Source organism: Micromonospora sp. NBC_00421, from assembly GCF_036017915.1.
In the GTDB taxonomy this organism is placed as follows: domain Bacteria; phylum Actinomycetota; class Actinomycetes; order Mycobacteriales; family Micromonosporaceae; genus Micromonospora.
This window is the reverse complement of sequence record NZ_CP107929.1, coordinates 908,366-920,703: the sequence shown is the minus strand read 5'-3', so window position 1 is coordinate 920,703 and position 12,338 is coordinate 908,366. Positions and strand designations below refer to the sequence as shown.

Annotated in this window: 6 protein-coding genes, 1 tRNA gene, 1 pseudogene and 1 CRISPR repeat array (1 of these 9 cut by a window edge); of the genes and pseudogenes, 5 read left to right on the top strand and 3 right to left on the bottom strand. The window is 72.9% G+C overall.

Features of this window, described 5'->3' with window-relative positions; genetic code table 11:
* Positions 1 to 1,497: direct repeats of the CRISPR family, unit length 37 nt; unit sequence GTTGCGATCCTCGCCCGGTCCGTAGACCGGGCGCAGC; it reaches 698 nt to the left of the window's first position.
* A gap of 283 nt (positions 1,498 to 1,780) precedes the next feature.
* Entirely contained in the window at positions 1,781 to 3,346 is a 1,566-nt protein-coding gene (gene fxlM / locus OHQ87_RS04500; RefSeq protein WP_328345209.1) for a methyltransferase, FxLD system, read from the top strand.
* Here fxlM and OHQ87_RS04495 read toward each other — a convergent pair.
* The 3 genes from OHQ87_RS04495 to OHQ87_RS04485 all read right to left on the bottom strand — a co-directional run bounded on the left by OHQ87_RS04495 (position 3,232) and on the right by OHQ87_RS04485 (position 4,924).
* Positions 3,232 to 4,251 carry a tyrosine-type recombinase/integrase gene (locus tag OHQ87_RS04495; protein ID WP_328345207.1) on the bottom strand — a complete coding sequence of 340 codons (1,020 nt, stop codon included), beginning with the start codon at positions 4,249 to 4,251 and terminating at the stop codon, positions 3,232 to 3,234. The two genes, fxlM and OHQ87_RS04495, sit on opposite strands and share 115 nt — an antisense overlap.
* Positions 4,248 to 4,574: an AbrB/MazE/SpoVT family DNA-binding domain-containing protein gene (locus OHQ87_RS04490; RefSeq protein ID WP_328345205.1), complete on the bottom strand. Its 327-nt coding sequence runs from the start codon at positions 4,572 to 4,574 to the stop codon at positions 4,248 to 4,250. The genes OHQ87_RS04495 and OHQ87_RS04490 overlap by 4 nt, the downstream gene beginning before the upstream one ends.
* 266 nt (positions 4,575 to 4,840) lie before the next feature.
* Positions 4,841 to 4,924 (bottom strand) — tRNA-Leu (locus tag OHQ87_RS04485).
* A 93-nt stretch (positions 4,925 to 5,017) separates the two neighbouring features.
* Here OHQ87_RS04485 and OHQ87_RS31320 point away from each other — a divergent pair.
* The 4 genes and pseudogenes from OHQ87_RS31320 to OHQ87_RS04465 form a co-directional block, all read left to right on the top strand.
* Positions 5,018 to 5,317, top strand: a pseudogene (locus OHQ87_RS31320) (hypothetical protein); the annotation flags it as partial.
* Between the two features lie 2,610 nt (positions 5,318 to 7,927).
* Positions 7,928 to 8,479 (top strand): fibronectin type III domain-containing protein, encoded by a 552-nt coding sequence (locus tag OHQ87_RS04475; protein WP_328349125.1) that lies wholly within the window; start codon positions 7,928 to 7,930, stop codon positions 8,477 to 8,479.
* A gap of 196 nt (positions 8,480 to 8,675) precedes the next feature.
* Entirely contained in the window at positions 8,676 to 11,300 is a 2,625-nt protein-coding gene (locus tag OHQ87_RS04470) for a fibronectin type III domain-containing protein (RefSeq protein ID WP_442930676.1), read from the top strand.
* 35 nt (positions 11,301 to 11,335) lie between these two features.
* A complete protein-coding gene (locus OHQ87_RS04465) occupies positions 11,336 to 12,334 on the top strand; it encodes an AAA family ATPase (protein WP_328345203.1) in 999 nt (332 codons plus the stop codon).
* Positions 12,335 to 12,338: the final 4 nt, after the last annotated feature.

Here is a 12,338-nt window from a genome sequence, read left to right as displayed (position 1 = left end):
CGGGCGCAGCGATCGGTCTCGGGATGTTCACCGCTGCGGTGATGCCGGTTGCGATCCTCGCCCGGTCCGTAGACCGGGCGCAGCCCGGCCCCGCTGCGTCACCCACCACGGAGGCGACCAGGTTGCGATCCTCGCCCGGTCCGTAGACCGGGCGCAGCTATGTGCCGGGACTCAAGTCCGGGCTGTACCACCGGATGTTGCGATCCTCGCCCGGTCCGTAGACCGGGCGCAGCGATCCGCCGTGACGAGCGGGACCTGGCCGTCATGCGGGTTGCGATCCTCGCCCGGTGCGTAGACCGGGCGCAGCACCGGGCAGGCCCTGGACCGGTTCCTGCGGGTCCGCCGTTGCGATCCTCGCCCGGTCCGTAGACCGGGCGCAGCCACCAACGTTGATCTACTCCCGGCCCGCTTCGACCTTGTTGCGATCCTCGCCCGGTCCGTAGACCGGGCGCAGCGTGAGCGCCGAAACCGTGGACATCCCCGGTGCCGGGTTGCGATCCTCGCCCGGTCCGTAGACCGGGCGCAGCGCCCCGCAGCCCCCGGCCATGGGGACGACGCAGTACTGGTTGCGATCCTCGCCCGGTCCGTAGACCGGGCGCAGCGCATCAGCAGCTGCACCATCGTGGACAGGAACACCATGTTGCGATCCTCGCCCGGTCCGTAGACCGGGCGCAGCCCCCGCCGGCCGGACAGCCACCCACCAAGACCGGACCCGTTGCGATCCTCGCCCGGTCCGTAGACCGGGCGCAGCCCACGCGGCCCGGGCAGAGGCCCTGGCCGGAATCGAGTTGCGATCCTCGCCCGGTCCGTAGACCGGGCGCAGCCTGCCGCCCGACATCGAGACGTGGCTGGGAGGGGAGTGGTTGCGATCCTCGCCCGGTCCGTAGACCGGGCGCAGCCGCCGAGCTGGCCGCTCTGGTCCGCGCCGGGCAGTCCGGGGTTGCGATCCTCGCCCGGTCCGTAGACCGGGCGCAGCCAGCGGGGTGTCGCCGGGGCAGCGGCGAGCGGCGGTGAGTTGCGATCCTCGCCCGGTCCGTAGACCGGGCGCAGCCGCCGAGCTGGCCGCTCTGGTCCGCGCCGGGCAGTCCGGGGTTGCGATCCTCGCCCGGTCCGTAGACCGGGCGCAGCCAGCGGGGTGTCGCCGGGGCAGCGGCGAGCGGCGGTGAGTTGCGATCCTCGCCCGGTCCGTAGACCGGGCGCAGCCAGCCCCGTGCCCAGCAGGTCCCCGGCCGCTCCGAGGTTGCGATCCTCGCCCGGTCCGTAGACCGGGCGCAGCGACGGCGTGGCTTCCCGGTGGGCGATGATGCCCGGGTGGTTGCGATCCTCGCCCGGTCCGTAGACCGGGCGCAGCCTGGTCGCGCTGCACCTCGCGTTCGGGCTCGACCTGTTGCGATCCTCGCCCGGTCCGTAGACCGGGCGCAGCTCGACGGTGGCATTCTGCTGGGCAACTTCGACGCGGTGTTGCGATCCTCGCCCGGTCCGTAGACCGGGCGCAGCAGCTCTCCACCAGCAGAAATCGACGCTCGCCAGCGAATCACCCAGGCGATGCGCAACCGGTATGCCCCAATCATTCTCATTTCGAGGTTCGGAACCTCCCGCCTTTCCGTGTCCACCGGGGGTTCCTAGATCAGCCACTGGTCAACCTTCAGTATGTCAATGCTGACGCCACGAGTGGAGATGATGAGCCTTGAACCCTTGGACAACGGCGCAACGTCTGGCAACTCTCGCTTCCCGCCTGCACCAGCCGAATGCCCCCAAGATCGACAGTAGGGTCAACGCAGTGAACACTTCCCCCACCGCACCGGGAACGTCGAGTGCCGCGACGCTCCGCGAACAGCTCGTCAGCACACTCGAACAGCGCGGCCACATCCGCTCCGCCCCCGTCGCGCACGCATTCCGTACGGTCCCCCGCGAGCAGTTCCTCCCCGGCGTCGACCTGGAAACCGTCTACACCCGCCGCCAGATCGTCACCAAACGAGACCCCAGCGGTGCCGCGTTGTCGTCCGCATCGAACCCCAGCCTCGTCGCGGACATGCTCGAACAACTCGCCCCCCAACCCGGCCACCGCGTCCTGGAGATCGGCGCGGCCACCGGCATCAACGCCGCACTGCTCACCGAGCTGACCAGCCCCGGCGGCACGGTCGTCACCATCGAACTCGACCAGGACCTCGCCGACGGCGCCCGCGCCGGCCTCGACCGCGCCGGCTACCACACCGTGAAGGTGATCTGCGGCGACGGCGCCCTCGGCGCACCCGACCACGCGCCCTACGACCGGATCATCGTCACCGCCGGAGCCTGGGACATCTCCGCCGCCTGGTGGAACCAACTCGCCGACCACGGCCGCATCGTCGTGCCCCTGCGCGTGCACGAGAGCGGCCTGACCCGATGCTTCGCCTTCGACCGCACCAGCCCCACGATGCTGGTGAGCGCCACGACGCCACTGGTCTGCGGATTCGTCCCCATGCGCGGCAGCACCGAACACACCGACCACCACGTACGCCTCGACACCGACGTCGTCCTCAAACTCGACGCCACCGACCAACCCGACCGCGCCGCCCTCGCCAAGGCTCTGAGCCACCCCCGGCTCGAACGCTGGACCGGCATCCAGGTCAACGACGCCGACCCCATCGGCCACCTCGACCTGTGGCTCCTCGCACACGCCGACAAACCGTTCGGCCGCCTCGGCGTCGGCGATACCGCCCGCACCAGCGGACTGGTCACCCCCGCCTACCGATGGGCCGGTGCCGCCATCTACCACGGCGGCACCATCGCCTACCTCGCCTTCCAAGACACCGGCGACGGCCACCACGAACTCGGCGCGATCGCCCACGGACCCGACGCCAACGCGCTCGCCACCGACCTGACCAACCTGCTCGACCAATGGGACGCCGCAGGCCGCCCCAACCAGCCCACCGTCACCGCGCAGGAACCCGACCCGCCGAACCCGGCGACATCAACCGACCCGACACCACCCTCACGATCACCTTCTGACCACACCCCACGCCGGGAGGTGCCCTGCCCCCGCCCCGGCACCCCAGGGACGAGCTCAGCAGAGACGTCAGGACGACCTGGACGCACCTCGTTCCCGCCCATGCGGGGATGCGGGATCACCGCGCCGTCCGTGCCCTTCGGTGCCCCCGGCACCCCCGCCCGCCATCTCTGCCCTGCGATGGCCGCGCAACCACAGCGTTCAGGACCGCAGAACAGGCCCCACACGCCCACTGCTGAAACTCATGCGAGGGGATGCGGCTCGTTCGTCAAGGCCGCCAATGCGGCGGCGACCTCCTGCAGACTCGCCCGAACATACGTCGTGGTCGTACCGACATCACCGCCACTGTCGGCATGACCGGCATAGGCACGGGCCACCGCGTAACCGAAGTTCCGCTCCACCCACGTCAACGTCGTATGCCGCAACCAGTGAGTGCTGATCTGCTGCACCCACACCCACGGCAGATGCTCACCGATACGCACCCACAGATGGTCGTACCGCCGGTACGTGATCGGCTGCCCGTTGCGGTACCGCAGCAACTGGCCCCGCGCCGAAGCATGACGCTCCTCCGCGTGCCGCTGCAGATGCCGCATCAACGTCGGTGACACCGGCTGCCACCGCACCGTGTCACCCTTCTCCCGCAACAGGATCAGACACTGATCCGGATCCAGATCCACCGGACGCAACGCCAACGCCCCACCCCGCCGGCACGCCGTCTCGGTGTGCAACCGCAACAACAGACTGTCCAACACCGGATCATCACCCGTACCCGCCGCGACCGCATTGATCTCCGCCAACCGGGCATCAGCCACCGCCCGCCTGGTACTCGCCAACCGCCGCGGCTTGGCCACCTTCACCGCCGGATTGTCCGCCGCCGCGATGAACCCGTCCGCCACCGCCCGCTTGTACAAACACCGCAACGCCGCGATCAGATGCTCCGCCGCGCTCCGCCCACCCCGCGCATTGCGACGCGCCACCACATGCGTCCTGACGTACTCCGCCAACCACTCGATCTCCGACGGGCTCGGCTCATCCAACCGCCGCTGCCCCCAGTGCTCCACCACCCGCTTCCAGTACGACCCGTACGCCCGCCGCGTACCCGCGGTCACCGCCGCCGACACGACCGGCACGTACTCCGCGAACGTCGGCGCCACCGGCCGCACCGCCGCCGCCTCCACCAGATCAGCCGGCGAGATCCCCATCCGCGCCAACAACAACCGGGCCGCGTCCAACTCCGCCCGCCCCACCGCACCATCGGTCACGGCCGACCACCACCGAGCACAGCAGCGTGCACCGGGCCAACCATCGCGTCCACAGCCGCCGGAGGATGCACCACCAACAACCCATCCGCAGGACAGGCCGCCAGCAGCAGCCGGTCACCCGCCGCCAACCCGCACCACTGCCGCACCGCCGCCGGCAGCCGCAGATGACCCTGACCGGTCACCGTGAACACGCCCTGCCGATCCGCGCGGAGCACCACCAGACCGGCACCCTCATGGATGTGCAGCCGGGTGCCCGGCACCCAACCGAGCGCACGAACGACCCCACTGTCGGCGATCCGACCACTGGCATCCAGAGCCGCCACCCCATAGACCAGGGTGCCGACACGAGGAGTCGGAAGATCCGCAAGCGGCAACGGCCGACGACGAAGACCCCCGCCAGAACGACCACCCGGCTTACCCCGGCCCGCCAACACGACCGGCGGGACAACGGGAGCGACCACAACGTCAGACACGCCGACCACCCCCGCCCGAAACGGGACCGGCCGACATCGACACGAAGATCAGATTGGTGTGGTCAAGCGCGCTCGACCACCAGTACGTCAAAAACAGCAGGGATGCTGCCAAATTGTGTCCGAGGGGGGACTTGAACCCCCACGCCCTATACGGGCACTAGCACCTCAAGCTAGCGCGTCTGCCATTCCGCCACCCGGACCTGCTCGTTCAGCCTACCGTGTCGACTCCGGCGGCTTTCACCCCGGTCAGCCACCCTGGTGGGCCGCACGGGGCATTACTGTACACGGCTCGAATGGATCATGCACATCGCCGCCGGGCAGGCGAACGGGAACTGGATCATCGCAGGTCAGGCGCCTGTTCCGGACGGCTCCGCCGGGCGGGTAGCGTCCGGACCCGGTCAAGCGGCAGCATTGCTTGCGTGTCCGCACCCTCACCCCTGGCCGCAGTCCAACACCGGGCCCTCGCCCTGCGTTCCTCCGGTGACCTGTCGGCGGCCCGCCGGCTGCTCACCGACACGATCGACTCGGCCCGCCCCGCGTACGGCGAGGACCACCCGGAGATCATGGGCACCGCGCACCTGCTCGCGAGGTTGCACCGGGAGGCCGACGAACCAGCCGCCGCCCGTCGGGTGCTGGAGGAGGCGTACGCCGCCGGCGAGCGGCGGTGGAATCCGGCCGACCCGCTGATGCTCGCCCTCGCCTTCGACCTGGCCGGGGTCGCCGAGGAGTTGGGTAACCGGCACGAGGCCCGCCGCAACTACACCCGGGTCGCCACCGCCGGGCCCGCCGTGCTCGGTGAACAGCATCCCGCCGTACGGGTCGCCCGCCAGTACCTGGGCATTCCGGCGGACCAGCCGCAGCCGGCTTCCGCCGGGACGTCGCTTCCGACAGCACCGCCGTCGCCGGCCCCGACCGGACACACCCCGCCGACGGGACCTCGCCAGGGGTACGCCCCCACGTCGACGCCCCGACCCGAAGTCGTCTCACCGACGTCCCGTCCGATCCCCGCACCGCCCACCGCTGCCGCCGATCACCCCACCCCACCCCAACCCGGCACCCCGCTGGAACCACGGGCCGCGCCTACCCACCCGGCCTCCCCCGGTCAGCCGGTGCGCACGCCACCAGCGCCCCGGCACGGCACCACCCCGGCAGCTCCCGTGCCGGACGCCGAACCCCGGGTGCCGCTGCCCAGGCAGATGTACGGTCTGCCGACCGCTCACCGACCCGGTGCACCCCGGCCCTGGCCGACATCACCCGGCCAGCAGTCCGAGCCACCGCCTCGCCCCGCACCGCAGGGCGCCACCCCGGCGGCTCCAGCAGTCACGCCACACGCCGCGCCGCCGGAAGTACCGCCACGCTCCGCTCCCGCAGCCTCGGCACCGTCCCGCCCGCACTCGGCGCCACCGGTCCCCCCGTCCGTTCCGGTCTCCGGCGGCGGACCGGCCACGTCACCCTGGGCACCGCCACACCTCCAGCCACCACACCCCCAGCCACCGCACTCCGCATCGCCGCACCTCCCTCCGCCGCGTCGCCGAGCGTCGCCGATCCCGCCCGAGCAGCCCGACCTCGGCGAGGCGGGAGCGGCGCATGGCGGCACTTCCTCGGTCGCACGGTTGCCCGTACCGCACCACGGACAGCCGACCGCGACGCCACCCGGCCCGCCGGCCCACCACGGACAGCCGGTCGTGATCCCCACCGGTCCGGCCCAGCCGACCGCGCTCCCGTCCGGGCCGCCCACCCGGCACGGCCAGCCGACCGCCCTCCCCGCCGCCCCGTTCGACGGGCGGACCGATGTCACCGGTCCGGTACGCCCGGCTGTCTCCGCCGCGACTCCGTCTGCCCCGGAGGGACGCCTCACCGGGCCGGCCAGCACACCACCTGTCGTCCCCCGGGAGCAGGAAGCCGAACCGGCGCAGGTTCCCGCGCCCCGGCTCTCCCCGGAAACCACCCCGTCACCCGCCCCCGACCGGTGGGCACCAGACCGCAACCCGCCCGCCGACCGGCCAGGACCGGCAACGCCCCCGGCCGCCGACCGGTCCGGATCAGCGACCACACCTACCGCTGACAGGTCCGGGCCGACGACACCTGCTCGCGAGCGTGGTGGGCCGAACATACTTGCGGACGACCTGTCCCCGGTCGCACCACCGTCCCCGACGGCACCACCGGACACACCAGTCGTCGCCGGGCCCTCGCCGGAACAGAACTGGGACCGGCCGACGGTGCAGGTACAGCAGATCGGACCGTTGTGGGAGGAACGGGCGCGCGACGCCGCCCGGGACCACGACGCTGCCCGGGACCACGACGCCGCTCGGGACCAGCGGACTCCGCCAGGCGACCCGACACCGACCGGTTCGCCGCCCACCGCCACACCGTCTGCCGGACATCCCCCGTCGCCGGCACCGGCCGCGCACCCGACGCCGAGCCTCCCGACACCACCGGCACCACCGGCCACCATAATCCCGCCACCGGCAGCGGCCCGGGCTGCACCACCAACGAGCGGACCGGCAGCGAGCGGACCGGCAGCGAGCGGACCGGCAGCGAGCGGACCGGCAGCACCGCCACCATCGGCAGCGAGGATTCCACCAGCACCAGCAAGCGTTCCGCCGGTACCCGTGGATGCGCTCAGCAGCGCGCTGCTCAGCCCGTCGCCGCCGGGTCCACCCGGTACGTACGGCGGGTCGACAGACACCGTCCCGCCGGTTCCTCCGGTCAGCGGACCGCCCGCTCCGATGTCGCTGCCGGATCGACCGCCGTCGGCGGTCGATCCGGTGAGCGCACCTCCCGCCGGAGCACGCCCGCAGCAGGCCGACGGACCGTCGACGAGCAACGTGAGCGGGCCGTCCTCCGAGCAACACCCGCATCCGGCGGGCGGGCCACCCACCGAAACACGTCCGTATCCGACGAGCGCACCACTCGCCGGAACCCACCCGCATCCGGTGGGCGGGCCACCGGCGGCGGCACCGGCATCGCCGACCGGGACGCCTACGTACCTGGTCGACGGCCGTCAGCCGGTGGGGCCGCTCGACCGGCCGGGATCGCAGTCGCCGCCGCGGCTGCCGGCGGGCGCGTCACCTGGGTGGGACACCGGCTCCTGGGGCACGGGTGAGCCGGCATGGACCGCCGGGAGTCGCCGGGACACCGAGGACGGTCCGGTTACGGCCGACGATCCGGTGGCGCGGGGCGGGGCGGAACCGGAGACCGCCATGCTCGCCCCACCGGGGCCGGCACCGGACGGAGGGCCGGCCGCCCACGTACACCTGCCGCCGATGGAGGGAACGGGGTATCCCGAGCTCGCGCCGTCGTACCCGGTGCGGGCGGGTGGGCCGCCCGGCCGGGGTCGGCTGGTGGCCGTGACGGCGGGGGTGGTGGTGCTGCTGGCTGTCGGGGGCACGATCGGTGCGGTCATGCTGGGCCGGGAATCGACCGGTCCGGGACAGTCGACGGGTGCCGCCCCCGAAGGTACGGCCGGGCCGCCGCCGGACGACCTGAAGCTGCGCGACGACGCCGCCACCATCACGGTCACCTGGTCCGATCCGAGCAACGGGTCGGTGCCGTTCATGGTCGCGGGTGGACGGACCGGGCGGGCGCTCGGAGTGATGGCCACAGTCGACCCGGGACAGACCAGTTTCACCGTCAACGGCCTGAACGCCGAGGTGGACTACTGCTTCACCGTGTTGGCGGTCTACTCGACGAACGCGTTCGCCACCTCCGGTCAGGTCTGTACCGACCGGGTACGACCGTCGCCGAGCGGCTGACCGGGCAGCGCCGGAGGGCACCGACCCGGGCAGCGTCGGTGCGCGCAACCCCGTCCACCCCGGCACGCTGGGTGTCCGAATCGGAACGGTGCGGGTTTCGTCGTACCGGAGTGGCCCATATGATGTCCCACGGTTCAGGGCAGGACGGCCGGCACCCGGCACGCCGCCCGGGCCACCGGACGGAGGGCAGCCCGCTGTGGCCAGCATCGACGACGCCGCGACCGCCGACGCCGGAGCGTCCCGTCGGCGGTCCCGGCTACGGGGCGGGCTGGTCACTGTCGGCACGGTGACCGCGCTGGTGGCCGCGCTGGGGCTCACCCTGCTCGGCCGGGGTGCCGCCGAGGATGCGCTGGCCAGCTTCGACGCCAGCAGTTGGCTGTGGAGCAGCGCCCGGGGCGAGCTGGCCCGGGTCAACGGGATCACCGCCCGGGTGGACACCCGCAAGGAGGTCCCCGGGGCCCGGCAGCATCCGGTGCAGGTCACCCAGACCGACCGGCTGCTGGTCCTGCGGGATCTGGAGACCGGTCAGGTGAGCGCGCTCGACCTGGCCACGCTCCAGATCACCGCGACCACCCCCACGACGCCGGGGCTCGGGGTCAACGTGGTGCTGCACGACGACGCCGCGTTCGTGGTGGACGCGGTGCGGGGGGTGGTGCGGCAGCTCGACCCCCGTTCGCTGGTGCCGGTGGGCGACCCGGTGCTCTTTCCGCCGGGCATCACGGCCGGCGCGTTCGACGGTCGGGGTCGGTTGTGGATCGCGGTGCCGGCGGAGGGCACCGTCTCGGCGGTCACCGCCGCCGCGTTGCCGTCCGGGCCGGTGTCGGGGGCGGCCGACGGTCGGGGGCCCCGGCGGGTCGAGACCCATCCGGTGGCCGAGCCGAACCATGAGCTGGTCCTGTCCACCCTGGACGAGGGGGTGGCGGTGCTGGACCGGACCACAGGCGAGTTGGTGACGGTCCGGGCGGGGCAGATGCGGCGTACCGTGCTCGGGGCGACCGCCGGTGGCGCGCTGCCGGCGCGGACCAGCGGCCCGGTGGTGCCGGTGACGATCGGCGGCGACCGGCGGGTGCTCGCGGTCGGCGACGGCCGGGTGGTCACCCGGTTCGTCGTGCCGGGCAGCGGCGACCGGGTCGGGCCGGCCGTCGCCTGGGCCGGCCGGTTCTACTGTGCCGACGGGGTCACCGGCGCGGTCTACTCGTTCGACGCTGCCGGGCAGCTGGTGGAGACCATCCGCCCCGGTCGGGCGACCGGTCCGCTGGAGCTGGAGGTGCGGGAGAACCACCTGTTCGTCAATGCCCCGGGGTCGGCCACCGCCCGGGTGGTCGACGACGCGCACCGGGTGCGCACCGTCGACAAGTACGCCAACGACGTGCTGGGCGGGGATCCGCCGCCGGATCCGCCTCCGCCGCCACCGCCGCCGAAGCCCCGGGTGGGCAAGCCCGGTGCGCCCCGGCAGGTCACCGCCACCGCGGGTGACGCGCGGGCCCGGGTCGCCTGGCGGCCGGCCGCCGCGAACGGCGCGGCCGTCCTGCGGTACGTGGTGGAGGGCGCCGGTCAACGCCACGAGGTGGGGGCGAACCAGCGGGCCGTCGAGATCACCGAACTGACAAACGGGGCGACGTACACGTTCTCGGTGCACGCGGTGAACACGAAGGGCGACGGTCCGGCCCGGCGCAGCAACCCGGTGACCCCGACCTCGGCGGTGCCCGCCCCGCCGGCGCAGGTCACCGCGCAGGCCCGCGCCGACGGCACCGTGCTGGTGCGGTGGCCGGCCGCCGACGGGCAGGGCAACCGGATCGCCCGGTACGCGGTCACCGCGACCTCGGCCGGCACGAACGCCCCGGTCGGCGAGTCGCGGCGCACCGAGCTGGTGGTGCCGGCCGGCGAGTTGACGTACGGCTCCCAGTACGCGTTCACGGTGACCTCGGTCAACGACCGGGGCGCCGCCTCGGCGGCCTCCCCGATCAGCGACACGGTGGTGCCGTTCACCGCTCCCGGCCAGCCGGCGGGGTTGCGGGCGGCCACCGTGGCCGACCGGCCGGGCACGATCGCGGTGCGGTGGTCGCCTGCGGAGGCGAACGGCAGGCCGGTGAGCCGGTACCAGGTCGACGTGGGCGGGCGGACCAGCGAGGTGACCGACACCGCGACGACTGTCACCGGGCTGGGCGACGGGCAGAACCTGATGGTCCGGGTGAAGGCGGTCAACGAGGCCGGACCGGGGCCGGAGGCCACCGCCACCGCGCGTACGGTGGCGGCGCCCCGGGTGACGGTGACCGGGTCGTCGGCGGAGGCGACGTCGGTGACTGTGACGTTCACCGTGGACGCCGGCGGCGGGGAGCCGACCTGCACCGCCGCCACCGGGGGGAAGAGCGCCACGGGCAGCTGCGCCAGCCTGCGGGTGACCGGCCTGACCCCGGGTACGGCGTACACGGTGACCGTCACGGCCAGCAACGCCGCCGGCCGGGGCACGGACACCCGGGCGCAGGGCACCGACCCGTTGTACGGCGTGGCGACCTGCGTCAACGGGCCGGACGGCGACCAGCGCACCTACTGCGACTCCGACGTGGACGGCCGCAACGGCAACGAGGTCTTCTCGGTGCCCCGGCAGGACGACGACAAGCAGGTCGGCTGGGCGAAGCCGGGCACCCGGCTGCGGACGTACTGTCGGCGGCAGGGCGAGAACGTCGACTCCTGGATCTACAACGACCAGAAGCAGAGCACCTGGTGGGTACGGGTCGACTACCAGGGGCGCAACTACATCCCCTGGGCCTGGCTCAACCTGGCCGGCGGTGACGACATCGCCGTACTACCCACCTGCTGACCAGCGCCGCCGTAGCCGAGGAGCATCCCGTCGTCGTGAACAGCACCCCCGAACCGCTCAGCCAGCCGGAGGTCCAGGGTTTCGCCGCCCTGGCCGCCCGGTTGGCGGAGAACGTCAACGCGGTAGTGCTGGGCAAGCCGGAGGTGGTGCGGTTCGCGTTGACCGCCCTGTTCGCCCAGGGGCACGTGCTGCTGGAGGACGTCCCGGGGGTGGGCAAGACCACCCTGGCGCGGGCGGTGGCGGCCACCGTGCAGGGCCAGTGGCGGCGCATCCAGTTCACCCCGGACCTGCTCCCCTCGGACGTCTCCGGGGTGACGATCTTCAACCAGGCCACCCGGGGGTTCGAGTTCCACCCGGGGCCGGTGTTCGCCAACATCGTCATCGCCGACGAGATCAACCGGGCCTCGCCGAAGACCCAGTCGGCGCTGCTGGAGGTGATGGAGGAGCGGACGGTCACGGTGGACGGTGTCCGGCACCCGGTGCCGCAGCCGTTCCTGGTGGTCGCCACCCAGAACCCGGTGGAGATGGACGGCACGTACCGGCTGCCCGAGGCCCAGCTGGACCGGTTCCTGGTGAAGCTGTCGGTGGGTTACCCGGACGAGGCGATCGAGGTGGAGGTGCTGCGCGGGGCGACGGTCCGCTCCCCCGACTCGCTGCAACCGGTCACCGACACGGCCACCGTCGGGGAGATGGTCCGGATGGCCCGCCGGGTGCACATCGCCGAACCCCTCTACGGGTACGCCGTCCGGCTGGCCACGGCCACCCGCCACCATCCGCAGGTGCGGGTGGGGGTCAGCCCCCGGGGGGTGATCGCGCTGACCCGGGCGGCCTGCGCGTACGCGCTTATCGACGGCCGGGGGTGGATCATGCCGGAGGACCTGAAGGCGCTCGTCGAGCCGGTCTTCGCCCATCGGCTGCTGCTCACCGCCGACGCGCAGGTGCGTGGGGTGACCGCCGCCGAGGTGCTGCGTCAGGCGGTGGCGTCGGTGCCGGTGCCGCTGCCGTCGGGCCAGTCGACCCCGACGCACGGCTGACCGG